The organism is Streptomyces sp. MCA2 (genome assembly GCF_023544705.1).
Taxonomy (GTDB): Bacteria; Actinomycetota; Actinomycetes; order Streptomycetales; family Streptomycetaceae; genus Streptomyces; species Streptomyces decoyicus.
Genome location: NZ_JAMJFM010000008.1, coordinates 80,480 through 104,854, shown reverse-complemented (window position 1 = coordinate 104,854; position 24,375 = coordinate 80,480). Strand labels below are relative to the sequence as shown.

22 protein-coding genes and 6 pseudogenes are annotated in these 24,375 nt (G+C 68.0%); 18 read left to right on the top strand and 10 right to left on the bottom strand.

Annotated elements, in window-relative coordinates; translation table 11 throughout:
- Nucleotides 1-212 precede the first annotated feature (212 nt).
- Nucleotides 213-704, top strand: a complete 492-nt coding sequence (locus tag M8I34_RS08865; protein WP_308372092.1) for a M15 family metallopeptidase — start codon at nt 213-215, stop codon at nt 702-704.
- A 259-nt stretch (nt 705-963) separates the two neighbouring features.
- Here M8I34_RS08865 and M8I34_RS08860 read toward each other — a convergent pair whose 3' ends face one another.
- Nucleotides 964-1,524, bottom strand: a complete 561-nt coding sequence (locus M8I34_RS08860) for a cysteine hydrolase family protein (protein WP_250048690.1) — start codon at nt 1,522-1,524, stop codon at nt 964-966.
- 549 nt (nt 1,525-2,073) lie between these two features.
- On the opposite strand from M8I34_RS08860, the pseudogene M8I34_RS08855 reads away from it, so the two are divergent.
- A pseudogene (locus M8I34_RS08855) lies at nt 2,074-2,292 on the top strand (IS256 family transposase); the annotation flags it as partial.
- Nucleotides 2,289-3,101 carry an alpha/beta fold hydrolase gene (locus tag M8I34_RS08850; RefSeq protein ID WP_250048689.1) on the top strand — a complete coding sequence of 271 codons (813 nt, stop codon included), beginning with the start codon at nt 2,289-2,291 and terminating at the stop codon, nt 3,099-3,101. The pseudogene M8I34_RS08855 and the gene M8I34_RS08850, both read left to right, overlap by 4 nt.
- A 197-nt stretch (nt 3,102-3,298) precedes the next feature.
- On the opposite strand, the gene M8I34_RS08845 is transcribed toward M8I34_RS08850, so the two are convergent.
- Entirely contained in the window at nt 3,299-3,949 is a 651-nt protein-coding gene (locus tag M8I34_RS08845; protein WP_250048688.1) for a hypothetical protein, read from the bottom strand.
- Nucleotides 3,950-4,493: 544 nt separating this feature from the next.
- Between M8I34_RS08845 and M8I34_RS08840 the strand changes: the two genes are divergently transcribed.
- The 8 genes and pseudogenes from M8I34_RS08840 (at nt 4,494) to M8I34_RS08805 (ending at nt 12,364) form a co-directional block, all read left to right on the top strand.
- Nucleotides 4,494-5,207, top strand: coding sequence for an urease subunit gamma (locus M8I34_RS08840; protein WP_308372108.1), 714 nt, complete (start codon nt 4,494-4,496; stop codon nt 5,205-5,207).
- A gap of 5 nt (nt 5,208-5,212) precedes the next feature.
- Nucleotides 5,213-7,186, top strand: a complete 1,974-nt coding sequence (locus M8I34_RS08835) for an urease subunit alpha (protein ID WP_250048768.1) — start codon at nt 5,213-5,215, stop codon at nt 7,184-7,186.
- A gap of 73 nt (nt 7,187-7,259) precedes the next feature.
- Nucleotides 7,260-7,934 carry an urease accessory protein UreF gene (locus M8I34_RS08830; RefSeq protein WP_250048686.1) on the top strand — a complete coding sequence of 225 codons (675 nt, stop codon included), beginning with the start codon at nt 7,260-7,262 and terminating at the stop codon, nt 7,932-7,934.
- A 39-nt stretch (nt 7,935-7,973) separates the two neighbouring features.
- Entirely contained in the window at nt 7,974-8,675 is a 702-nt protein-coding gene (ureG, locus tag M8I34_RS08825; RefSeq protein WP_250048767.1) for an urease accessory protein UreG, read from the top strand.
- Entirely contained in the window at nt 8,672-9,490 is an 819-nt protein-coding gene (locus M8I34_RS08820) for an urease accessory protein UreD (protein ID WP_250048685.1), read from the top strand. Before ureG ends, M8I34_RS08820 begins: the two co-directional genes overlap by 4 nt.
- Nucleotides 9,491-9,829: 339 nt before the next feature.
- The gene (locus M8I34_RS08815) at nt 9,830-10,111 is read left to right on the top strand and encodes a hypothetical protein (protein WP_250048684.1); all 282 of its coding nucleotides are present in this window, start codon (nt 9,830-9,832) and stop codon (nt 10,109-10,111) included.
- Nucleotides 10,104-11,155: pseudogene (locus tag M8I34_RS08810) on the top strand (polyprenyl synthetase family protein). The gene M8I34_RS08815 and the pseudogene M8I34_RS08810 overlap by 8 nt, the downstream one beginning before the upstream one ends.
- Before the next feature lie 45 nt (nt 11,156-11,200).
- Nucleotides 11,201-12,364, top strand: coding sequence for an oxygenase MpaB family protein (locus M8I34_RS08805; protein ID WP_250048683.1), 1,164 nt, complete (start codon nt 11,201-11,203; stop codon nt 12,362-12,364).
- Between the two features lie 230 nt (nt 12,365-12,594).
- Here the strand turns inward: M8I34_RS08805 and M8I34_RS08800 are convergent, their stop codons facing one another.
- On the bottom strand, nt 12,595-13,284 hold the full coding sequence (locus tag M8I34_RS08800) for a TetR/AcrR family transcriptional regulator (RefSeq protein WP_250048682.1): 690 nt from the start codon (nt 13,282-13,284) through the stop codon (nt 12,595-12,597).
- A gap of 160 nt (nt 13,285-13,444) precedes the next feature.
- Between M8I34_RS08800 and M8I34_RS08795 the strand changes: the two genes are divergently transcribed.
- The 3 genes from M8I34_RS08795 to M8I34_RS08785 all read left to right on the top strand — a co-directional run bounded on the left by M8I34_RS08795 (nt 13,445) and on the right by M8I34_RS08785 (nt 15,330).
- Entirely contained in the window at nt 13,445-13,990 is a 546-nt protein-coding gene (locus M8I34_RS08795; RefSeq protein WP_250048681.1) for an ester cyclase, read from the top strand.
- A gap of 14 nt (nt 13,991-14,004) precedes the next feature.
- The gene (locus M8I34_RS08790) at nt 14,005-14,481 is read left to right on the top strand and encodes a DUF3237 domain-containing protein (protein WP_250048680.1); all 477 of its coding nucleotides are present in this window, start codon (nt 14,005-14,007) and stop codon (nt 14,479-14,481) included.
- Between the two features lie 138 nt (nt 14,482-14,619).
- A complete protein-coding gene (locus M8I34_RS08785; RefSeq protein WP_250048679.1) occupies nt 14,620-15,330 on the top strand; it encodes a hypothetical protein in 711 nt (236 codons plus the stop codon).
- Nucleotides 15,331-15,356: 26 nt separating this feature from the next.
- Here M8I34_RS08785 and M8I34_RS41600 read toward each other — a convergent pair.
- The 3 genes and pseudogenes from M8I34_RS41600 to M8I34_RS08770 all read right to left on the bottom strand — a co-directional run.
- Nucleotides 15,357-16,049, bottom strand: a pseudogene (locus M8I34_RS41600) (transposase); the annotation flags it as partial.
- 99 nt (nt 16,050-16,148) lie between these two features.
- Nucleotides 16,149-17,132, bottom strand: a complete 984-nt coding sequence (locus M8I34_RS08775; protein WP_250048678.1) for a sterol desaturase family protein — start codon at nt 17,130-17,132, stop codon at nt 16,149-16,151.
- A gap of 176 nt (nt 17,133-17,308) precedes the next feature.
- Nucleotides 17,309-17,827 carry a MarR family winged helix-turn-helix transcriptional regulator gene (locus M8I34_RS08770; RefSeq protein ID WP_250048677.1) on the bottom strand — a complete coding sequence of 173 codons (519 nt, stop codon included), beginning with the start codon at nt 17,825-17,827 and terminating at the stop codon, nt 17,309-17,311.
- A gap of 381 nt (nt 17,828-18,208) precedes the next feature.
- On the opposite strand from M8I34_RS08770, the pseudogene M8I34_RS08765 reads away from it, so the two are divergent.
- A pseudogene (locus tag M8I34_RS08765) lies at nt 18,209-18,470 on the top strand (transposase); the annotation flags it as partial.
- A gap of 106 nt (nt 18,471-18,576) precedes the next feature.
- Here M8I34_RS08765 and M8I34_RS08760 read toward each other — a convergent pair.
- Nucleotides 18,577-19,470 carry an NADP-dependent oxidoreductase gene (locus M8I34_RS08760; RefSeq protein ID WP_250048676.1) on the bottom strand — a complete coding sequence of 298 codons (894 nt, stop codon included), beginning with the start codon at nt 19,468-19,470 and terminating at the stop codon, nt 18,577-18,579.
- A 70-nt stretch (nt 19,471-19,540) separates the two neighbouring features.
- On the opposite strand from M8I34_RS08760, the gene M8I34_RS08755 reads away from it, so the two are divergent.
- Nucleotides 19,541-20,116 (top strand): TetR/AcrR family transcriptional regulator, encoded by a 576-nt coding sequence (locus M8I34_RS08755; RefSeq protein ID WP_250048675.1) that lies wholly within the window; start codon nt 19,541-19,543, stop codon nt 20,114-20,116.
- A 13-nt stretch (nt 20,117-20,129) separates the two neighbouring features.
- Here M8I34_RS08755 and M8I34_RS08750 read toward each other — a convergent pair.
- The 3 genes and pseudogenes from M8I34_RS08750 to M8I34_RS08740 form a co-directional block, all read right to left on the bottom strand.
- Nucleotides 20,130-20,643, bottom strand: a pseudogene (locus M8I34_RS08750) (transposase); the annotation flags it as partial.
- 132 nt (nt 20,644-20,775) lie between these two features.
- Complete coding sequence (locus M8I34_RS08745; RefSeq protein ID WP_250048674.1) at nt 20,776-21,255, bottom strand: OsmC family protein; 480 nt, start codon at nt 21,253-21,255, stop codon at nt 20,776-20,778.
- Between the two features lie 411 nt (nt 21,256-21,666).
- Complete coding sequence (locus tag M8I34_RS08740; RefSeq protein WP_250048673.1) at nt 21,667-22,407, bottom strand: VOC family protein; 741 nt, start codon at nt 22,405-22,407, stop codon at nt 21,667-21,669.
- 430 nt (nt 22,408-22,837) lie between these two features.
- On the opposite strand from M8I34_RS08740, the pseudogene M8I34_RS08735 reads away from it, so the two are divergent.
- Both M8I34_RS08735 and M8I34_RS08730 read left to right on the top strand, forming a co-directional pair.
- Nucleotides 22,838-23,032: pseudogene (locus M8I34_RS08735) on the top strand (helix-turn-helix domain-containing protein); the annotation flags it as partial.
- A 392-nt stretch (nt 23,033-23,424) separates the two neighbouring features.
- Nucleotides 23,425-24,168 carry a VCBS repeat-containing protein gene (locus tag M8I34_RS08730; RefSeq protein ID WP_250048672.1) on the top strand — a complete coding sequence of 248 codons (744 nt, stop codon included), beginning with the start codon at nt 23,425-23,427 and terminating at the stop codon, nt 24,166-24,168.
- Nucleotides 24,169-24,375: the final 207 nt, after the last annotated feature.

The following is a 24,375-nucleotide window of genomic DNA, read 5'->3' as shown; positions in this document are numbered from 1 at the left end:
CGCCCTCGTACGGGTCGGCCGGGCACCGGAGGGCAGGGAATCCCGTCCCGCGCGATTCAGTAGCCCCACGCGGCCGACCGTTTGCGTGACCGGACGGCTACCTCGCAGACCGCGAGCCGGCCGGAGCGGGCCAGAGCTTCGACGGGTACTGGTGAACCCGGATATCCAAACTTCCGGAATAGTGCAGGCGAGTCGGTCGTGTGGAGTAGCCGGTGCTGCGCCAAGGGTTGAGAGGTTGGCGGTGGCTCCTGGTGGAGGGGCACCGGCCCCCTGCCCTGCAACAGAACATCTTCGACGGCTACGTGGCAACCCTTCGGAATCTGCACCCTGGTGCCTCAAGCAACGAGCTCAGTACAGCGGCCACGCGCTGGGTTGCCCCACTGGAGGCTGCCGGCCATGTGGCCGGGGCGGCCATCGATCTCACGGCGTGCACCAGGGATGGCGCCGAGGTGGACATGGGATGCCCGGAAGCGGCCACGCCGGAGGAGAGCGAGGGAGCCTGCTATACAAAAGCGGAAGGGCTTCCGGAACGGGCACAACGTAATCGTGCGGTGATGGGCGAGGCCCTCAGCGCGGTGGACATGGTCAACTACCCGACTGAGTGGTGGCACTGGTCGTACGGGGACCGCTACTGGGCCCTGTGCACAGGGGCGGCATTCGCCCCCTACGGGCCTTGCGACCTGCCCCGAGGCAGCGTCCGCTGACTGTCCGAAAGGTTGACCTGCGGATCCCCGTACAGCTCAATGAGCAAGTCGACGTCGCCCACGGTCAAGGACGCAGACGAAGTCGATCCGCTTTGATCACACCATCCGTTCGATTCTTCAGGCGTGCTTTCCTCTTCCGAAATGCTTCGTGTGCGCGGAGGCGAGCAGCGCGGCGCATCCGCACCTCGTCCAGCAGGGGACATGAACCTGTAGGCCAAGGCGGGAGGCAAACGGAGAGACCTGGTCGCTTGGTGGGCTCTTACGCTGCGATGGCGTCAAGCCAGTCCTCGACGCCGACGACATCTGCCCATTGCGGGAACAGCTTTCCGGTGAGGACCCGGTGCACCTCGGGGTCGGTGTCGAGGCAGGCATCCGCCAGGACGGTGAGGACGAAATCCAAGTCGTTGGCCTGGCACAGGGTGTACAGCACTACACCGCTGGTGGCGATGCCGGTGAGGACAAGGCTGTCGATACCGCGAGCCCTGAGCACCAGGTCGAGGTCGCTGCCCGAGAACGCACTCGCCCGCCTCTTGGTGACCACGATGTCGCCCTGCTGGGGCGCGACGTCGGGGTGGATCTCGGTGCCGGGGTTGCCCTCGGTGAACAGGCCGTCCCGCACGGCGGCGGTGAGCACCCTGTTCCGAGTGCTGACGTCCGGATAGCCCGGGCGCAACCCGATGACCACGTAGATCACGGGGATGCTCGCCGCCCGGGCACCGTCGATCGCCCTGCGCAGGCGTGGCAGATATCCGGAACCGTCGTCCGCGATGTCCACGATGTCGCGTTGGACGTCCATCACGAGGAGCGCGCTGTCAGCCATGCTTGCGGCCCTTTCTTCACTGGGGAACAGGAGCAAGTCTCGGGAGTCAACCGAGCTGCCGTGGGGAACTTCGGAGGTCCTCACGGCGTCGAGGGCTAGGGCGTGTCCGCAAAGTCCCGCCTGGCTCGCGACGCCTGGCACGCACGCTCGCTGCGTTGTCGGGATCGTCCACGTAGGCCCACTACGAGGACGACCCTCCGCCTTGCGAGCGCACGCACCAGACGCCGCGAGCCCCGCCCTCCGGGCGGACGACAGGACTTTGCGGACACGCCCTAGCGCTCGCCGCCGTGTTGGCGTCCGGTGGCGGCTTGCGACGTCCCTCATGAGGCGACGGGGGAAGCCTGGCGCCTATGAAGGGAAGCGTAAGGGTTGTGCTGACGGCCGCGTTCTGTCACACCGCGCCGGATACCCAGGACGTATCTCGGCGACACACTGGCCGTCCTCGGCTGCCACGAAGCGCCCGAGCAACTCGCCGCCCCTGCCTTGGACCTGGGATACCTACCGCTGGCCCTGTCCCAGGCCGCCGCCTACCTCATCGACGCTGACCTCCCGATCGAGTCGCCCTTCGCCACCGTCCCGCTGCGGACGAAGCTCGCCAAGGGCGCCCGCTCACGAGTGGCTGCCCTGGCGAGGGACTTCCAGCCCGTGGAGTCCGCGCAAGCCCGTTGGCGAGCGGTGAACACGCCCCACCTCGTCGGCCTCGTGCGGGCCGAAGCATGCTGCGAACGCGGCCGCCTCGTCGAGCGCGGTGAAATGATCGCAGCATGAGACCGAACAGCGCCTCAGCCGACGTGCCCAGGCTTGAAGTCCACCTCCCCGCTCCCGGCGGCGGTCGGCTGTGGGCCGAGCGCAGCGGCACCGGCACTCCGGTGGTGCTGCTGCACGGCGCCGGCATGGACTCGCGGCTGTGGGACGCCATCGTCCCCGCACTGGCCAGCCACCACGATGTGATCCGCTACGACGCCCGCGGTCTGGGACGCTCCACACCCCCGGACCAGATGTTCTGCGACATCGAAGATCTAGGGGCCGTGCTCGACTACTTCGGCCTTCACACGGCTGCGTTGGTCGGGCTGAGCATGGGCGGGGAGACCTCGCTGGACTTCGCCCTCGCCCATCCCGAGCGGGTCAGCGCACTGGGCCTGGTCGGCACCTCCGTCAGCGGTCACGTCTGGCCCCAAGACCCGCAGTCGTCGGCCTATGCCACTGCCCGCCGCCAGCAGGATCCCGCGGCCCTGGCCGAGTTGGAACTGTCGATCTGGGCCTCGATGGGCCGCAGTGCTCCCGGAGGAGAACTGATCGAGACGATGGTCACGCAGAACGCACACCGGCGCATCGTCAGCGAGCGACAACTCCAACACTCCCCGGACCGCGATGCCGAAGCCCGGCTCGGCGACATCACCGCGCCGACCCTGGTCATCCACGGTAACTGCGACCACCCCGAGGTCAGCGTGATCGCCGAACAGCTCGTCACGGGCATCCCCGGCGCCCGCGGCCAACTGATCGCGGACGCCGACCACTACCTGCCGCTACGCACCCCCGAGCTCCTCACCAACCTGCTGCTGGCACACCTGCCCTGAGACCCGGAGCAACCACAGCTGAGTCACAACTATTGACAAGTAAAAACTCAGCTCGCCGCATGCCGTGCTGCTTCCGGCCAGGCACCGACGGTCCGATGAAGGCGTCTTCCAGGGCAGCGCCGACGAGGCCTGCCTCAGCATTCAGGAAGCTGACGAGTTGCCGACCGCCCCTGCCAGGAGCGTGCGGCGCGCCGAGGTCAGGAGCCCTTGACCTTCGGCTTGTTCTTGCCGGAGTCCCAGGTCCATTGGGTGTTGGAGAACGGCGTGCGGTTGAGGTAACTGCGGGCGACGGTGCCGAGGCTCGTGTATGCCTCCTCGGCGTAGCCGGTCTTCTTGCGGTCCTTGGCGTACTGGTCGATCTTCCCGTTCACTGTTTGGAGCGTCGTGTACTGGGCGCTGCCGGCGCCGATGATGAAGCGGACGGCGGCGTCGAACTGGTCGCCGGGGTCGTCGGCGCGGTTCTTGGGGCCCGTGAAGAGGTTGCCGGGCAGCCAGATGTAGACCTGCGCGAAGTTGTCCCAGCCGGTCGGCCGAGCGGCACCGGCCTGGTGGGTGATGGTCTTGTTCTTGATGCCGATGGCGAGATCCTTGACCTGCTGACGGTCTCCGGGCACGAGCGTGGTGCCGTACTTGTCGACGTTCTCGAGGATCGCGTTGAGCACCGGGGTCGCGGCGGTGAGGACCTTGTCTTCCAGGACCGCGTTCCACAGCCAGATCAGCCCGACTCTGGGGCTCTTGGGCACGATGTGGTGGTACATGAGCTCGACCGGGTGACCCGAGACCGTCCCGTTCCCTGGGGCCGGGTACGGGTGGGATAGCTCCTGCATGGCGAGGTTGTAGGCAGGCACGGCTGTTGGCGCTCCTCGTCTCGTCGGGCGGCGCGGGGCCGGTGAGCCGATGCTGCCAGGGAGTCCGTCACGGCGGACAGAGGCTGGGAGGGTTTCCGGCCACCGGAACGCTTGTGCGCCTCCTCGCCGCCGATCTGGGCCTCGTCCTCGGCCGCCCGCCGTACGACGGGCGACGGGCGACGGGTTGCACCATGACCCGAGCTTTCCAGGCCACCCTCAGGCTGAGGTAGTGGATACGAAAGCGAAGCGACTCTGATCGTTCACGGCTGCTCCTTGAGCAGCGCGGCCAGGCCCGACTTGCACGCTGCTACCACTCTTTTGGGTGCCGGTCGGGAGCAGTGCCGTTTCTGCTCTGCCGACGTGATCAGGATGGTCCCACGTCGGGTTGGGGCCGAGCGATCGAGGGCGGAAGCTGTGCTGCGCCGCTGGCATGGGGTGAATTGCCGTGGAGGCTTCTCCCCCCGCGCCGATGGCGAATAGCCGGTCCCAGCACGCGGGCCCAGGACAGAAGTTCTGGGGCAGGGGCGAACACAGGGACGTGGCAGTGCACCTGACTCCGCATGAGCAAGAGCGCTTGATGATTCATTTGGCGGCGGATGTCGCCGAGAAGCGGCGGGCCCGGGGGGTGCGGCTCAACTACCCCGAGACGATGGCCCTGTTGATCGTGCACGTCCTTGAGGGGGCCCGGGACGGCAGGACCGTTGCCGACCTGATGTCTTCCGGGCGGAAGGTGCTTGCCCGGGAGGAGGTGATGGAGGGCGTCCCCGAGATGATCGAGAACGTGCAGGTGGAGGCCACGTTCCCCGACGGCACGAAGCTGGTCACCATCCACGGCCCCTTCCCCGAAGTGGGCAAGGACGAAGAGCCGAACATCTCCCCGGGGAAGGTGGACTTCTCCCAGCGGAAGGGCGACGAGGAGGTCGCCTTCAACGACGGCCCCGGGCAACGGGACCACATCACGAAGCTGACGGTCGAAAACCCGACGGACCGACCCGTCCAAGTCGGATCCCACTACCACTTCGCCGAGGCCAACGACGGGCTGAAATTCCACCGCAAGATGGCCTGGGGCAAGCGTCTGAACATTCCCGCCGGCAGCTCTGTACGTTTCGAGCCCGGCATCACCGAAGAAGTCGAGCTCGTCCCCATCGAGGGTGAGCGCGTGGTCCACGGTCTGCGCGGCAAGATCAAGGGTCTGCCCGAGAAGATCAATGGCTCGCTGGACAACACCAAGGGTTCGTTCGACAAGGAGCGGGTGTGAATTCGATGGCTGAGTGCCCCAACTGCTCCTGCTGCCCGGAAGAGACGAACCCTTTCGGCCCGCTGCCCCGGTCCGACTACGCCGACCGGTTCGGCCCGACGGCCCGCGACTGTATCCGTCTCGCCGACACCGCGCTGCGCATCAAGATCGAGGATGACTGGTCGGGCGGGCCCGGCCGCAGCGGCAACGAAATGGTCTTCGGCGGCGGCAAGGTCATCCGCGAATCGATGGGGCAGTCCGTCGTGCCGCGGGACCCCGGCAAGGGCAAGACGGATACGTCAGCCGGCAGCACTGCGACCCTCCCCCCTGACACCGTCATCACCGGCGTTGTCGTCCTGGACCACTGGGGCATCGTCAAGGCCGATGTCGGCATCCGCGACGGCGACATCGTCGCGCTCGGCAAGGCGTACAACCCCGAGACGATGAACCGTCTGCACGACGGCGGGGTCAGCCACAACGGCATCGGCCCCAAGCCCACCGACTTCGTCATCGGCCCCGACACCGAGGTCATCGCGGGCAAGGACAGGATCCTCACCGCCGGCGGGATCGACACGCACGTCCACTTCATCTGCCCCGACCAGATCGATGAGGCACTGGCCGCGGGTGTCACCACGCTCATCGGCGGCGGCACCGGCCCGGCGGAGGGCAGCACCGCCACCACCGTGACGCCCGGGTCCTGGCACATCGACCGTACGTTTGAGGCGCTGGACGCCTACCCGGTCAACATCGGGCTGCTCGGCAAGGGCGCCACGATGTCCACGGAGTCCATGCTCGACCAGGTGGATGCCGGCGTCATCGGGTTCAAGGTTCACGAGGACTGGGGTGCCACCCCCGCCGTCATCGACAAGTGCCTCCAGGTGTGTCAGAAGACCGGTGTCCAGCTCGCGCTCCATGCCGACTCGCTGAACGAGGCCGGCTTCGTCCAGGACACCCTCGACGCCATCAAAAAGCGTTCCATCCATGTCTTCCACGTGGAGGGCGCAGGAGGCGGCCACGCCCCCGACATGATCAAGATGGTGAGCGAGCCGAATGTGCTGCCCGCCTCTACCAACCCCACCCGGCCGCTGACCGTCAACACGGTCAAGGAGCACTTCGACATGGTGATGGTCTGCCATCACCTCAACCCCGCCGTCCCCGAGGACCTGGCCTTCGCGGACTCCCGGATCCGGCCCTCCACCATGGCCGCCGAGGACATCCTGCACGACCTCGGCGCCATCTCCATCATGTCCTCGGACGCCCAGGCCATGGGGCGCATCGGCGAGATGATCATGCGTACCTGGCAGACCGCGCACGTGATGAAGGTACGCCGCGGCTTCCTGGAGGAAGACCAGCCGGCCGACAAGCCGGAGAACAAGCCGAAGGGCAAAAAGGCGAAGGACCGGGTGGCGGTAGACCAGACGCCGGAGCCTGAGCCGCCGCTGGCCGACAACAGGCGCGCCCGCCGGTACGTAGCGAAGTACACCATCAACCCGGCCCTCGCCCAGGGCATCGACGCCGTCGTCGGGTCGGTGGAGACGGGCAAGCTGGCCGACCTGGTGCTGTGGGAGCCGAAGTTCTTCGGGGTCAAGCCGCACATGGTCATCAAGGGCGGACAGATCGCTTATGCGCAGGTGGGCGACGCCAACGCGTCCATTCCCACGCCGCAGCCGGTCCTGCCGCGTCCCATGTGGGGGGCCACCGGCCTGGCTCCTGGCTCCCTCTCCTACAACTTCGTCACCGAGCGGGCCGTCAAGAAGAACCTGTCCAAGGGCCGCACGCTGAACAAGCGGTTCAAGGCCATCAAGGACACGCGTGGCGTCTTCAAGGAGCACATGAAGGAGAACAACGCCACTCCCGACGTCCGCATCGACCCCGACACCTACGAGGTCATCATCGGCGGAGCGAAGGTGACGGATGTGACGGCCTTTGTCGAAGGCCAGATCGTCGACCGTGCCTACGTCTCTGAACTTCCCATGGCCCAGAGGTACTTCCTCTTCTAATCCACCAAGAGACACCCATCGATGACGTAGAAGACCACTAGCGGAGAAACGAAGGAAAGGTGACCTGCGCTCCATGAACCGTGCCGCGCTGTTCGTCCTGGCCGACGGCCGGTTCCCGGCCGGAGGGCACGCGCACTCCGGCGGAGCCGAACCGGCCGTCGCCACGGGCCGCATCAGGGATGCGGCGACGCTGGAGGACTTCTGCCGGGGACGGTTGCATACTGCGGGCCTGGTCGCGGCGGCGCTGGCCGCCGCGGCCGCCGCGGGACACGATCCGCTTCAGCTGGACGAGGCCGCCGACGCCCGCACCCCCGTGCAGGCACTTCGGACCACCGCCCGCAAACTCGGGCGGCAGATGATGCGCGCCGCCCGCGCCACGTGGCCGTCGGCCGAGCTGGACCACCTGGCCACGGCCCGGCCACAGGGCGCGCACCAGCCGGTGGTACTGGGTCTGGCCGCCCGGTCAGCCGGGCTGGCGCCACTGGACGCCGCCTATGCCGCGGCGTACGAAAGCTTCAGCGGACCGGCCACGGCAACGGTCCGGCTGCTGAGCCTGGACCCGTTCGACGCCACCGCTGTCCTCGCCCGCCTGGCCCCGGAACTCGACCAGATCGCCGCAGCCGCCGCCGATGCAGCCCAGCGCATCCCCGACGAGGGCATCGACGCCCTGCCCGCCGCCTCCGCGCCGCTGCTGGACATCACCGCCCAGCACCACGCCGCCTGGCCGGTACGCCTGTTCGCCTCCTGACCACCACACCACACCACCTCGCACAAGACGGGTATGCGCATGCACCTCGGTCACGATCTCGACCAGAAGTTTCCCCACCGGCACACCTACGGCGCCGCCGCCCCCAAGCACCCCGACGGCATCCGGCGCGCCCTGCGGATCGGCCTGGGCGGGCCGGTGGGCTCGGGCAAGACCGCCACGGTCGCCGCCCTGTGCCGGGCGCTGCGCGCCGAGCTGTCCATCGCCGTCGTCACCAACGACATCTACACCCGCGAGGACGCTGATTTCCTGCTGCGTGAGGCAGTGCTGCCGCCCGAGCGCATCAAAGCCGTCGAAACGGGGGCCTGCCCGCACACCGCCATCCGCGACGACATCTCCGCCAACCTCGAAGCCGTCGAGGACCTGGAAGACGAGGTCGGCCCGCTCGACCTCGTCCTGGTGGAGTCCGGCGGTGACAATCTCACCGCAACCTTCTCCAAGGGGCTCGTGGACGCGCAGATCTTCGTCATCGACGTAGCCGGTGGCGACGACATCCCGCGCAAGGGCGGCCCCGGCGTCACCACCGCCGACCTCCTCGTCGTCAACAAGACCGACCTCGCCCCCTACGTCGGTTCCGACCTGGAGGGCATGGCCCGCGATGCAAAGGCCCAGCGCGGCTACCTCCCCGTCGCCTTCACCTCCCTCAAGACCGAGGGCGGCGTCAAACCGGTCGCCGACTGGGTCCGCGAACGCCTCACCCACTGGATCGAAGGCCCCGCATGACCCTCGCAACCGAACCCACCGCGCCGGCCGCCCAGTCGGTATCTGCCCCAGGAGTACAAGCCACCGCCCGCATCACAGCAGCCTTCCTGGGTGGCACCACCACCCTGCCCGTCCTCGACGGCGACGGGCCCTTCGAACTCCGGCGCCTGCGCTCGCGCGGCAGCGAGGCACGCGTGTGCGTGGTCGGCGCCATGTGCGCCCCCCTCGGCGGCGACCGGCTGCGCATCGAAGCCACCGCCCAGCAGAGCGCGGCCCTCCACATCACCTCTGCCGCTGCGACCCTCGCCCTGCCGGGCCCCACCCCGGAACACGCCACCTACGACGTACACCTGACCGTGGCGGAGGACGCGGAGCTCCACTGGCTCCCCAAGCCGTTGATCTGTGCCGCCGGCAGTAATCTGCGGCAGACGTGGACCGTCGACCTCGCTCCCACCGCACGGCTCGTGCTGCGCGAGGAGCAGGTACTCGGACGTGCGGGCGAACCGCCCGGCCATATGGCCACCCGACTCACCGTCCGACGCGGCGGGCGCCTGCTCCTCGACCAGGAAACCGAGTACGGTCCGGACACGCCCGGTTGGGACGGCCCCGCCGTCCTCGCCGACCACCGCGCGACCGGTCACATCCTCACCGTCGACCCGGCCTTCGAAAACAAGCCCCCCGAAGTCCAACTCTTCGTCGACGAGCCGGAAGGCGGCCAAGCCCTCCTGACACCACTCGCGGGACCCGCCGCGCTCGTCACTGCCATCGCCCCGGACGGCCTCCGTCTGCGTCGCCTCCTCGACACGGCACGGATGAGGCCGCCGAGGAGGGCATAGACCGATCCGCCGTCAACGGTCGGCGCCCACCATGGCCTGGTGCGCATCGCCTTCAACGGCTGGTGCAGGTAGTCCCCGGGCTGTCCGCCAAGGCCATGGGCCTGTCGGATGGGGACTGTTGAGAATCGCCGCCGCATGCAACTCACCGCATCCGACCAGCGAAGTGCGTGATCAACAACGCACCAGCACGCCCGTTTGGTGAGTCGCCCGATCAGTGGTTCCCGTCGTGTCGCGGGAGCTTCCGGGGCAGGCTGCCTGCGGGGCACACCGGTGGAGTATCAGCGGCGTCGGCCCATTGATGTTGCCTGTCGGCAGCATGCCTGTGAATGAGGGGGCGGCATGACGCACGGAATCGGGCCTGGGCACGTTCCCAGGGGGAATGATGCGGCATTACTGGCGGCGGGTATCGCCGACATGGCGGTCAGCGGATTGACTACCGTTCTGCGTGGCGTGCGCGGGCTGCTCGGCCGCGCGGACATGGGCGAACTGGCGGATGAAGGGCGGCAGGAGCTCACAGCCCGCGGACGTCTGGCCCTGGACCGTTTCGCCGCCGGCTCACCGGCGCATCTGGAGGTGCTGGCCCAGCACGTCACTGCCCGCCGTGGCTCCGCCGATGACTGACAGCGGCAACCAGTCTGCCTTCAAACCCCGTGTGGACGAGGCGCTGCACCGCTTCGTCGAGGACGAAATCGATCATCTGCTGGCGATCGACGAGGATCTGGCTCCCGTCGCTGAGCAGCTTCAGGTCATCACGACGCACGGAAAGCGTCTGCGGGCAGCCTTCTGTTACTGGGGCTGGCGGGCGGCCGGGCACCGGACTCCGACGCCCTGGTCCGCGCGGCCGCCGCGATGGAACTCGTCCACGCAGCGGCTGTCGTCCATGACGATCTGATCGACAACAGTGCGCTGCGGCACGGCCTGCCCACAGCCCACCTCGGGCTGCGGACCGCGGTGGCCGAGGGCCCGCGTCCGAAGGCCGCGGCCCGTTCGCTGGCGATGCTGGTGGGTGACCTGCTGATGTCGTGGGCCGGGCAGCTGTTCACCACCTGCGGCCTGCCCGCCGCCTATCTCTCGCGAGCGCGCCCGCTATGGGCGGTGCTGGCCCGTGAACTGGTGGCCGGGGAATGCCTGGAAATCCTGCGCACGGGCGGGCGTCCCGATACGGCTGCTTCCTTGCAGGTGATCCGCTACAAGACCGCCAAGTACACCGTCGAGCACCCCCTGCATATCGGCGGGGCGCTGGCCGGAGCCTCCCAAGAACTGCGGGAGCTGTTCACTGATTTCGGGCTACCCCTGGGCGAGGCCTTTCAGCTCCGCGACGACCTGCTGGGGCTGTTCGGCGACCCGGACCGCACCGGCAAGGCAAACGCGGACGACATCGCCGCGCACCGCCCCACCGCGCTGCTGGCACTCACCTGGCAGGACGCCACCGATGCGCAACGGCATGAGCTGCGCACGATGCTGGGGCGTCGCAGCCTCGACGAGGTGTCGGTCGCACGGGTGCGGGAGATCATGCACGCCACCCAGGCCCCCGCCCGCATCGAGCACATGATCACTGAACGGGTTCAGGCCGCCACCACCACCCTGCACCAGGCCCGTCTGCCGGCCGATTCAGCCCGCGCACTTGCCGGCCTGGCACAGACCGCCACCGTTCGCCGCAACTGACCGGACCGTACTCGACGTTCGCCAAATCCGCCCGCAAGGAGCCGTGTGACCTACACCGAAGCATCCATGGATACGCTCCGGCGGGTCGGAGACGAGCTCGCCGACGCGACCGTCGCGACCCTGTTCAGACGGGGGGAAGTGGGGAAGTTCAACACCCTCATGCGCTACCTCTCCACCGTCGGCCAGGACCCGCCCGACGGACTGCCGGAGGTGGCCCGCGAATACCTGCACGCCACCAGCGCACCGCCGGACTGGGTGGACTGGGGCGAGATGGAGAAGGCACGCCTGTTCTTCATCGACAACAACGTGCACATCTCCACCGCGCTGTCGTTCGCTTCCATGCCCGCCTGCTACGTCATCCCGCACATCGCGAAGCTGCTCAGTGCCACCCACTCCCTGAAGTACCCCTCCAAGCGCATGGCGGAGACCGGACAGTTCACGGTCTACCTCATGCAGCCCGACGCCTTCGAAGCGGGCAGCCGCTTCATCCCGGCCGCACAGAAGGTCCGGCTGCTGCACGCCTCCATCCGCCACCATCTCCAGCGCGAAGACCGCTGGGACACCGACAGCCTCGGCACGCCCATCTGTCAGGAGGACATGATCGGCGGGCAGATGCTCTTCTCCCTGCTGGTCCTGGACAGCCTGCACCGCCTGGGTATCCACATGAGCATCGACGGAGCCGAGGCATACTTCTACGCCTGGCGCGTGGTCGGCGCCATGCTCGGCATCGACCAGGATCAAGTCCCCAAGGACCTCGATGCCGCCCGCCAGTTTTTCGACCTGTACATGACCCGCTATATGGGCCCTTCCGATGAAGGCGCCCGCCTCACCCGCCAGCTCATCGACCTGTACGAAGAGGTCGTGCCCGGCACCCTCTTCGACCCCGTCGTCGGAGCGCTGATCCGTTACCTCATCGGAGACACCTGCGCCGACTGGCTCGACGTCCCCCGCACCGCCTGGGACACCGCCATCAAAGCCGCACCTGCGCTGCTCGGCATGCTCGAAAAGATCGAGGACCGCTCACCCCTGGGGGCATGGGCCCTGGACCGCCTCGGCCACTTCACCACCCTGCTCGAACTCAGCTCTCTCACCCGCGGCCGGGTCATGCACTACGCCATCCCCGAACAGCTCAAGAAGGACTTCGGCGTCACCTCCGCCACCCCCCGCACCAACCGCTGGACCCCGCCCGCCCCGAGCGTCACCACGTAAGACCCACCGCGCGTCACCTTCGGAGGCGAGCGGCCGCGCCTCCGCCGTTCTGCGCCATGCGCCCCTGGCCGGGGGCAGCTTCGAAGCGTGCCCACGAGGCCGCCAGAGCGACATCGACCACTGCCGCGACCCAGGCGCGGGGCTGAGGGCTGCTCCTTGCCGCTTCACGCACCGGGACATTCCCGGGACATGCCGGTACATGCCGCCGGGGCGGTGCCCGCGACGACGGATCAGCGTGGAGGTGCGAGAAACCCCTCGGCCACCCGGCGGACCTTGTCCACGACGTCTCCGGCTTCCTCATCGCCAATCCGCAACGCGGTGTTCGCGGCCATGAGGACCGCGTCGATCTGGAAAGCCGCGAGGTCGACATCGAGTGCGGCGATCTCACCGGCGTCGGCGGTGTGGCGCAGCTCGGCGGCGATGAGGTCACGCCAGTCCCGCTGGCAATGAAACAGTGCGTCGCGGACTCGCCCGGGGCGGCTGTCGAAGTCCGCGAGATTAGCCGCCCAGAAGCAGCCTCCCGGGAACAGCGGAACCTCTGCGTACTCGATCCACCGCTCGATCAGCGCACGCACCCGAGCCGCGCCGCGAGGCACGGTCCGAGCGGGGTGGACGACGGCCTCGTTGAACACCTCACGGGCCACCTCGACAGCGGCGGCTTGCAGGTTCTCCTTCGTCCCGAAGAGGGTCTGGACGCCACTCTTGCTGATCCCGAGATCGGTGGCCAGCCGGCCGAGACTGAGCCCGCCCAGCCCCTCCAATGAGGCCACGTCCACGGCATGGCGGACGATCGCCTGCCTGGACCGCGCGCCACGCAGCAGACGTCGGTCCGAAATCACCGTGCCGCTCCCCTCCCCGCCACCTGGGTGGACGACGGCGTCCTCATCCGACCGTTGCCTCAGTTCGCTCATCGCCGTCATTTTGCCAGACCCCTTGCCTAAGCGTACGACCGGTCGTACGTTTTCTTCGGGCGGCAGCTGAGCGCCCTTCATCACAGACTCCGGCCTCTGGCGCACTCGGCTCTTGGGGCTTGGAGTCCGCACGGCAACCGGGGGTGTGCGTTCGTTGGACGGCCGTCGAATGTTCGAACTGGCACAGGAGTTGGCTGTCGCCAAGAGCCGGCAGGACGTGCCCGCGGCCATGAAGCTCTTCCACCGCGACATGGTGCTGGAGGCTCCGGCCTTCGGGACGACGGCCCGCGGCCCGGATGAGAACGAGAAGGCGCTGATCGGGTTCTTTGCCTCGTTTCCGGATTACGGCATCGAACTCCAGGGCCATGCCGACAATGGCGATGCGCTGGTCTGCTGGGGGACAGCGAGGATGACCATGACGGGCGACCGGTTCGGCGTGGTCCCCGACGGGAGGCGTGCCGAGCTGCCGGTGTTCATCCAGTTCGCCTTCAAGGACGGCTTGATCGCCGGCGAGCGGTTCTTCTTCGACCTGTCGACGCTCTGCGCCCAGTCAGGTGTCTCGACCGACGCGGTCAGGCGAACGGTGTTCGGGGGCGCCGTGGATCCCGAGGCGTTACCGCATGGGCACCGCCAACCAGGCTTCTTGGACGCGCGCCACCCGCATCCCCCGTCTTCGACCAGCCGAATCGAACCGATCAGAGGCGAGGAAACGTGACAGCAGATCCACGGGTGAAGAACGTCGGCGAGATCAAGACGGTGCATCTCTTCGACATGGTCGTCGATTTGAATCCGCGGCTGGACATCGGCCACGGCCCGATGGGACAGCGGGTTCTTTTCGGCGCCGTCGGGGGGACATTCGAAGGACCGGGGCTACGGGGCGAAGTGCTGGCGGGCGGGGGCGACTGGACGTTGTTCCGTCCCGACGGAGTGATGACGCTCGACGTCCGGCTGACACTGCACACGCACGATGATGCGCTGCTGCACATGACCTACGGAGGCCGCTGGGTCACCCCGCCCGACCTGCGGGCCGACATGGCCGATGCCGACAAGAGGCACCAGGTCGACCCCGCTCGCTACTACTTCCGGACGAATCCGCTCTTCGAAACGGGGGCGAATCGATACGCATGGCTGAACGACATCGTCTGTGTGGGGTCGGGATACCTGGTCGAAGGCGGAATCGCCTACAAAGTCTCACAGGTCGTGTGAACGACTGCCACCACGTGGGGCTGGCCCTTCACCCGCAACGGCGCCTTGGTGAGCGCCGTGCACTGGAAGACGCAGTCCCTCCTCGGGCAGCGGAAAACCGATCGACAGGCCGGGCCGTACGGGCCATGATCCGCACTTGTGACAACTCCGAAGCAGCTCCTGGTCCAGGCCGCCGCCCGCAACAACGCCGAGTGGTGCGCGGCGATGAGCCGATCGCACGGCTTGGCCGGCGAGTTCGGGGCACAATCCTGGGCCGTTCCGGCTCGCACGCCGCCCTACTACCCCGACGCGGTGACGCTGGTGCCGGGTGCCGACCCGGCCGCGCTGACCGCCCGGATCGACACCACCGCGCCCGGCGCCTCCGTCAAGGACAGCTTCGCCGACCTCGACCTTACGGCCGAAGGCTTCCAGGTGCTGTTCGAAGCACAGTGGATCCACCGCCCGGCGAGTGCGCCCGCCCTCGCGTCGGATCTCGCCTGGGAAGTGGCGAGCACCCCGGACACGTTGAACACCTGGGCGCTCGCCTGGGCCGACGGGGACGGCAACACGGACCTCTTCCGGACCGAACTGCTCGACGACCCCGCCACCTTCGTGCTCGCCGGACACTCCCCTGACGGCAGGGTGGTCGCCGGAGCAGTGGCGAGCCGAAGCACCCAAGTGGTCGGGATCTCCAATGTCTTCGCGCTGGACAGCGCCCTTGACGCAGCCTGGCCAGTCGTACTGGACGCGGTGCACCGGCTGTTCCCCACCCTGCCGGTGGTCGGCTACGAGCACGGCGCTGACCTGGCGGTCGCCATCCGCCATGGCTTCGAGCCGATCGGTCCGCTGCGGATCTGGCTGCACGGCTAACTGAGCGGTGGTTCTCTCCCGTTGTTTCATTCCGAAATCTGAGGTTGGTATGGCCATGTGGGGTCGCGCCAAGAGATGGTGTTCTCGCCGGTGAGACGGCGGGCCATGAGGTGGGTCATCGCGAGGTGGATCATGGCTACGGAGCGGGGAGGGAGCGTCTCTTAGTCGCGGGCCAGGCAACGGTGGAGCATGAGCCATCCGTAGGTCCGCTCCACCGTCCAGCGTTTCGGGATCGGGGTGAACCCCCTGGTCCCAGGAGCATACTGGGTGATTTCCAGGTCGGGGTCGAGGGTCGCCGCGTGCTCGACGAAGTGCTTGCGGCAGCCGCCGTCGACCCACACCTTGGGGATGGTGGGGTGGGTAGCGGCGACCTGGTCGAGCAGGTGGGTGCCGGCCGCGGAGTCCTGGACACCGGCCGCAGTGACCAGCACCGCCGGCAGCAGGCCGAGCGTGTCGGTGACGATGCCGCGTTTCCTGCCATCGATCTTCTTGCCCGCGATCTTCTTGCCCGCGTCTGTGCCCTGACTCCCGGCGGGGACGCCGGTGAAGGTCTTGCCGCTCTATGCGTCGATCACGCGGGCCGACGAGTTCGCACTCCGGTCCTCCTTCTGACGGACGGGCCCGCTCTCGCAGCAGACTGTTGAGCTGGGCGAACAGGCCGGCCTTGTGGCATTTGGCGAGGTAGACCGTCTCCCAGGGGGGAAGTCGTGAGGCAGGTAGCCGCCAGGGAAAACGCCTGGGCATCCGGCGTCGCTGCGCACCGACCCCTCCGCCCGGGCCCCGCTGCGGGGTCCGGGCGGAGGGGTCGGTGTCGGGCGTCAGGCCGGTACCGCCTCCTTGTTCTCCCGGTCGGCCGGGACGGATTCGCCACTCCCGTCGTCGGGCCCGGATACGGATGCGGGGATGACGGCTTCGGATGCCGGGACAGTGGTTTGGCGCGACCTCACAGCGGCTTCCTCCTCGTGCCATCCCGGCGGGCCGAACAGGAAACCGACCCTGCCGCGCCAGGTACGGGCACGGCGGATGTCGCGGACCATCCCAGCGAACTCGTGGTAGTTGGCCTTGACCGGATTGTGGGTGCCGATGTTCGTGGTCAGCCCGTACCTGACGGGTTCGGTCTCCTCCGCATAGCTGCCGAACATCCGGTCCCACACGATGAGGATCCCGCCGTAATTCTTGTCCAGGTACGGGTTGTTGGCGCCGTGGTGGACGCGGTGGTGCGACGGGGTGTTGAACACGAACTCGATCGGTCGGGGAAGGCGGTCGACGCGCTCGGTGTGGATCGGGTACTGGAACAGCAGAACGATGGAGTGCGCCAGGAAGATCATCCAGGCGGGGATGCCGATCAGCGCCAACGGGACGTCCGTGACTGAGGCGAGGAACGATCCTGGGATCAGCCAGGGCAGACGCACCGCCGTGGACAGATTGAAGTGCTGGCTGGAGTGGTGGACGCTGTGGCCCGCCCAGAGCAGGCGGATCCGATGGTCCATCCTGTGCTTGGCGTAGTAGGCGAGATCAGCGAGAGCGAGGGCTGCCACCCACACCCGCCAGTCCGAGGCGGAGAGTGTGTGCGGTGCGAACGCCGCCGCGATCACCACGACCGGGAGCTGGATGAAGTGGTTGACGGGCTTGGCGAGTTGGCCGATCGCGTAGATGGACAGGCTGGTGGCGGTGTCGCGGGCGGAGACCCCGGCCCGGGCGGCCTTCGGTTCCTTCTCGCGGTGGTAGCTGATGAACTCGATGGCCATCAGCAGCAGGAACGCGGGTATCGCGTACAGACCCAGTCGGAGCGTCTCTTCCACTGAGTTACCTTTCCTTGGCTTGGTCGACTCGATCCGCCCCGGCCTCAGGTGTTGTGCCCGAGCACCGGGACGTGCCGTCCGGCGAACGGCGCGCCCCGGCGGCGAGGCGGGCGGTTTCCGGGGTTGCCGTGGAGCGGGAGGGGCGAGGGGCCGGAACGGCTCGCGGCCCCCTGCCGTCACTGGTCGCCGAGGTCCAGGAGGGAGGACCGGGCCCGGACTTCGCGCCAGATGTCCCCGGCGCGCCACTCACCGGCCGGCTCGGCGAGCAGCTCGGTCAGAGCCGCCAGCGCCTGGACGGCCTCGCCGCCGAGGTGCTCACGGATCTCTTCGTCCACCTCACGTCGGGCCTTATGGAACGCCTGGAGGAAGGCGATCGCGTCGGAGGTGGGGCGCACGATCTTCTCGCGACCGTCGCCGGGCGACTTCTCCAGCGACAGGAAACCGCGCTCGCACAGGTCGGCCACCACCTTGCTCGCCCCCTGGCGGCTGATCTGCATCTCGCGGCCGATCCGGGAGACCGTCAGCCCCTCGTTCGCCACGCACAACCGCAGAATCATGCCGTCCGGAAGTCGTCTGTCGGTGAAGCCGGCTGACGCCAGCTTCTGCTCGACCCGACGCCGGTAACCGATCCAGGAACGTACGAGCTGCGGGCCGAGCGCCGGCGCCGCGCTTCCGTCAGAGAATTGCGCAACCATGGGTGACAATATAGATGCGCACCCATGGTTGCGCAATCATGGGTGCGCGTTTTTTGGACGCCGGCAACGGCCACGGCACATGGAGGCGTCCGAGACGGGGCGTTGCGGCCGGCCACCCACTTCAGGCGGTCCCGGCGGCGACGAGTAGTGGAGTACGACGAGTAGTGGAGTACAGCGGGAGACTCGATGGCCGCCCCGGGCCCTCCTGACCAGAAACCCAGGCTGACCCGATTTGCCTCAATGCGACTGTCGGGGCGTGACGTACGACGGCACTCACCCGTGCCGCTTAGGGTGAGCACCGTTCTCGTTCGGCTGGCGTTCCGGACCAGGGGGTCTCGGCTTGGTCGGTGACAAGCCGAGCCGCAGATCGTTCAGAGCGGTGTGGGGCGGGGCGATCTCACCGACAGAGAAGGTGCACGGCGTGAGCCGCGCTTGCCCAGGAGCATTGGCCAGAGCGGGCGTTGGAAGAATCACCGGCTGGTCATCAACGGCATCCGGCAACGGACCGGTATCCCGTGACGGTACCTGCCGACGCGGTTCGACAGCCGGCAGACCTGTTACGACCGTCAGCCGCTGGTCGGCAGACGGCCCATGGGAGAAAATCTCGTGGGCCGTCCAGGCCGACGCCGACCAGCAAGACCGGCCCGGCGGACTCGACGGACTCGGCGGACTCGGCGACGGGAAGCACATTCACCACCGTCAAGGAATTCAGCCTGCCGGGCCGTGCATGCGACTGCACAGGAAACGGCTCAGACGACTATGACCCGGCGCCCTCGCGTATGACCGGCTTGGCTGTCGATGTGCGCCGCCGCGGCCTCGGCGAGCATGTACGACTTCTCGACCGGGATGTGGAGCTTCCCCCGCGAGATGAGGCCGGCGGCCTCGGCGAGTGCGTCCGGCACGCTCCCGGCCACGCCGGAGAATCGGACACCGAACTCCGGCGCACCGAGATCGGCGATGGAGATCACCTTCTGCGGATCCCCGGTCAGCTCGACGAGCTCGCGGATCACGCCCGAGCCGGCCAGATCGAGAGCTGCGTCAACATGGCCGAACTGCCGCACCCGCTCGACCCAGCCCTCGCCGTATGTCGCGGCGAGGGCACCCAGGCTACGCAGATAGTCCTGGTTCACGGCCCCAGCCGTGCCGATCACCGTGATGCCACGGTCGCGGGCGATCTGTAGCACCGCCGACCCGACTCCCCCGGACGCACCGCTGACCAGCAGCGTCTGCCCGGACTGCACACCCACCTCCCGGATGACGCGCAGCGCGGTCTCCACCACGGAGGGGTACCCGGCCGCCTCTTCGAACGTCAGCCCCTCAGGCATACGGGCCCAGGCCGACAGTACGGCGAACTCGGCATAGGTGCTCGAGCCTTCGCCGAACACGCGGTCGCCGACCTCGATCCCGTCGACGCCCTCGCCGACCTCGTCCACCACCCCGGAGGCGTCCAGCCCGACTCCGGCGGGCAACTCGATCGGATGGGCCGTCAGGATCTGGCCTTCACGGACCCTCCAGTCGACGGGGTTCACGCCCGCCGCCCGCACGGCGATGCGTATCTGACCGGGGCCCGCGTGGGGCTCCTCGGCGTCTATGAGTTGTAGAACGTCCGGACCGCCGAACTCGGCGAAGCTCACTTTCTTCATGCGGTCGAACGTAGCACTAACGGTTAGTGTTTTGAAACTGTTCTGGTTTTGCATTTGATAGCGTCAGGGCATGACCGAGCCGTCCGGACGCCGTGAGCGCAAGAAGGCCGCGACCCGCCGGAAGATCGCTGACACCGCCCTGCGGCTCTTCTTGGAACGCGGCTACGAAGCGGTGGGCATCCGTGACGTGGCTGCTGAGGCCGACGTGGCCGTCACCACGCTCTTCTCCCACTTCGCCTCGAAAGAGGCCCTGGTGTTCGAGCAGGACGATGACTTCGAGCAACGTCTCACTCAGACGGTCACCAGCCGGGCGCCGGACGAACCACTCATCCCTGCGCTGCGCCGCGAGATCCAGGCCCTGGTGCGACACTGCACGGCGGACAGCTCCGCCCCGATCTGGCACATGATCGACGCATCACCTGCCCTGCGGGAGTACGAGGAATCGATGCGGCTGCGCCATGCAGAATCGCTGGCAACAGCCATCGCCGCCGACCCCGACCTGTCACAGACCACAACGGCCTGCCGGACGATCGCGAGGTTCGTGATCGACGCCTATTCGCTGGCCCGTGAGGCGGCCGATCCGGAGGACGCGGTGGACGAGATCTTCCGGATGATCGAGGCGGCCTGGGAGGTCACCTGCCCTTGAGGTCCGCCCGGCGGGTCACGAGCGAAGCCAGAGGTGAATGGCAGCAACGGTCACGGTGCCGTGGAAAATGGGCCAACGCACCACGGGAGCGCCCCAGGGCCTCATCTGAAAGACGCTCAACAGACCGACCAAGTCGACCAGGCCGTCAGGGAATACCCGGCTCGACTCTGAGGGCACCCACGGCGTGCTGATGGGCACGGCAGGAGGTCCGGGAATCCACACCGCTGGCCATGCTCCAAGCAATACGGCCCTCAGCATCGGTATCAGTATCGGCATCGGCGTGGACCAACCTGCTGGATCCTCTCCTCTGTGCCGTCCGCCGACCACCTGCGGTGCCTGTCGTGCACGGTCTTCCACCTCCCGAACCGTGCCGGCAGATCGCGCCACGGGACACCAGTCCGCTGCCGGATGAGAATGCCGTCGATCACCCTGCGATGACTCTTCCAACGCCCGCCGCCTCCGCTGTTCTTCGGCAAGTGCGGCTCCAGCCCACTCCACTCCCGATCCGTCAGATCACCCCGCCCCATACTGACCGGAACAATGTGAATGGCGGCCTGGTCACACGCCCCCGTCAGACGGTGCCCGGTGCTGCTCCGCGGAAGCGCGTGGAGGGGGCTGGTCGGATTGGCTTCTGTGGCTGGGTGCTGCCGGAACTCCGCTCAGTTCTCCTGGACTCGGATGACGGGTGTGTGGGTGATCGGGAAGTTCACCGAGCGGGCGATGAAGCACACGCCAGATACGTCGCCGTGCAGCGAGCGGGCCTTCTCCACCATCGACGCGTCGGCGACTGCCACCTCGGGTCGCAGGACAACCTCGGTGATCTGGCCTCCTCCGCCCTCCTCGTCCATGGTCATGACTCCATGGGCGTGGTCCTCGTAGTCGGTGATGGTGACCCCGCCGACCGCACAGAGGTGGAGGTACCAGAGCATGTGGCACTGGGCGACGGAGGCTACGAGCAGCTCCTCGGGGTTCCAGCGTGTGGAGTCGCCGCGGAAGGCGGGATCTGAGGAGGCGGCGATCCCGGCCTTGCCGTCCGCCAACACCTCATGATCTCGGCTGAAGGACCGATAGCTGTCCGTGCCTGATCCGAGGTTACCCGTCCACTCGACCGTGACGTCGTAGGTATGCGTTGTCGTCATAGGCCAGAGCTTAGAAGGCACTGGGGGCGGCACTGCGAGCATTTCATGATGCCGGTGCTGCTCCACGGAAGATCGTGGAGGAATATCGATCGGCCGGGCAGCCAGCCTGCTGAGGTAGTGGTTGCCTGCACAGTCGAGGGCCTCCTCGGGAGAGCTGGCGGGAAGTCCGCTGGGCAGAAGGTTGTCCCGGTAGCTGTCGCTGCCGGCCAGGTAGAGGGCGAAGCCTCAGGTATGCAGGACGCCAGTGAAGCGCAGGCGGCAGAGGGGCCGTGACACCTGGTCCGGCAACTCGCCCTCCACGTAGGAAGCTCTCGCCGCCCGAAGCAACCAAGGTGCTGCACACAACCCACCCGAGGTCATGGCGCACGAGCACACAAGGCTCACCTGTCGGGGTGTCGTCAAGGCTCTGCGTCAGGACGGGGCGAGGACGCAGAACTCGTGGCCCTCCGGGTCCGCCAGGCACGTCCACGGGACGTCGCCCTGGCCGAGGTCGAGGTCGGTGGCGCCGAGGGCCCGCAGCCGGGCCACCTCCGCTGCTTTGTCGTCACCGGGGTACGGCAGCAGGTCAAGATGGACGCGGTCTGGCACGGTCTTCACGCCGGGCGTGCGGAGGAACTCCAGATACGGGCCGACCCCCTTGGCGGAGCGCAGCACCGCATGATCGTCAGTCACCTCGCGCAGGGTCCAGTCCATCGCCTCACCCCAGAACCGCGCCATGGCCCGCGGATCCGCACAGTCGACCACCACCGCGGCGATCGGCCCGGTGTCCCGGTAGATCTCCCGAGGCTCCAGCACGCAGAACTCGTTGCCCTCCGGGTCGGCGAGGACCGTCCACGGCACGTTGCCCTGCCCCACGTGGGCGGGCGTCGCACCGAGCGCCTGGAGGCGCGCGACCAACTCCGCCTGATGGGCCGCAGAAATGGTGGCGAGATCGAGGTGCATACGGTTCTTTGCCGCCGTCTTGGGTTCCGGGACGGGAACGACGTCGACGTAGACGGCAACCGGGTCCGGCCAAACGAGACCACCGTCGGGTCCGACGTACGTGGTCACGCCTGGGCTGTAAGCACTCCAGCCGAGCGCCTCCGCCCAGAACCGGCCGACCGCCGAGCCATCGAGAGCCTTTATGTTCACCTGAGCAGGTCGCAGCGCCATGCCGGCGATCCTATGTGCCGCTCTGCAACGACATACGCAGGAAACGTCGCCAGACAAGGATCAACTCGCTCACCAGCCGCCATGCTCAGCTCGCCAACGAGAGCGTGTCGCGAAAGTGGATCAAGGACGTGGATGATCACGGGCCGTGGGGCGTGGGAATCTGACGAACAGCCAGTGGGCCGTGGAGCCTCCCGGCGACATCGACAGCGAGTCCGGCGATCACGGGCTCGGGCGCGCGCGGTGGGCTGACCACCCTGCTCCACCTGGCGGTCGAGCAGGGGCAGAAGCCGCTGTCCCTGCTCGTCACCGCCGGTCAGCGGCTTTACAGTCCGCAGTTCCAGCCGGTCCTGGCGGGCATCCGGGCGCCCCGGCTCGGCCCGGGCCGACCGCGGGCCAAGGCAGCCAAAGTCCGGGCCGACAAGGCGTATGCGTCCGTTGTGGCCGTCCGATTGCGCATGCCGCAGCGGAGATGGGCATATCCCGCACGACGGCCCACAAGTGGGTCCGGCGGTTCACCGCGGAGGGCGAGTCCGGCCTGCACGACCGCCCCAGCCGCCCGAAGACGACGCCGCACCGCACCCCCGCCGGCACAGAGGTCCGGGTGTGCCGGCTGCGACAGGACCGTCTCCAGCGCGGCCACGACTGAGTACGGCCGGGATCATCCGGTGCTCGTTCTGTCCCCGACCGTAGGCATGGCGGAAGGAACGGCCCGGGCAGATTACGGCGTCCAGCCGAAACCACGGTGAGACGTCCACCGCCAGGACCAGCCGGCCATCCGCCCCTTGTGCCCTGTGCCCTGTGACGATGCAAAGGATCAGACGGAGGTCGGCTTGACGTCCGCTGTACCGGCGGCGACTGCCTGCATGTCGCCCGGCCGGCGGCCTGCTCCGCCGAGCCCCCGGGTCGTCCCCCGCTCTCCCGTTCGCACGTCACAGTTGCGTAATACAGCGATCCTGGCATCAACGCGCAGGGCGCTGCCGGCATCTCACCTCGCAGCAACGACATAAGGAGTTCGAGATGCTTCGTAAGCGCTTACACCTGATCGCCGTGCCGGTCGCGGCCATCACCCTGCCCCTGACTGTTGCAGGCTTCCAGGCCGATGCGGCCGCCGCAGCGGCCCCCGGCGCGGCACGGGGCGGCAAGGTCGCCGCGGCGACGACCCCGTGCCTGGCCGATGCCACGACGCTGGTCGGCGACCTCGACGGCGACGGCCACCCGGACAAGATCAGCAACCCCGGCCTCACCGGCACCAGGATGACGATCCAGTGGGGAGCCGCGAACGGCTCGTTCGGCACCAAGCACGCAGTCAGCGCCCTTCTCGGCGCGAAGAAGGGGGAGGTCGCCTCCGCCGCGGTCGCCGACTTCCAGCGCGACGGCACCCTGGACATGGTCGTCAACCTCGTCAAGCCGTCCGGTGGGGACGACCCCTCGACGGCGCGCGTCGCGGAGTACCGTCCCAGCCCCCTCAAGCGGTCGAACCTCACCTCCGCGAAGTCCCGGCACTCCGACATCGGCGACCAGGGCGAGGTTCAGCAACTTCGGATCGCCAACTACGGCGGCGACGCGTACCCGGACCTCGCGATCCTCAACAACCGCGGTGACGGGCAGCTGGACCGGGACGTACGCCTGACGAAGCCGGGCCACGGCCCGGGGAATTACGACTACGAACTACAGCAGAAGTATGGCGAGTTCGGGACCTCGTCGGAGCCGCCGGCCATGCCCGGCGACGGCTGGAAGCACTTCTACAAAACCTGCTCCTGACCACAACCGGGCGCCGAGGACCCTCCGGACACCGGCGGCGCCCGGCGCCGGAGCGGGCCTGAACCAGCGGGTGAAGACACCGTCCTCGGCACCGGTCCGGTCCGCCCCGTGACTTCCACGAAGCCCAAGAGGGGCGGTGGTTCGCGTGACCCGCGACCGTCCCGCTGCCTGATCGTGTCGGTCGTCGTCGACTCGACCGGGTGCGGG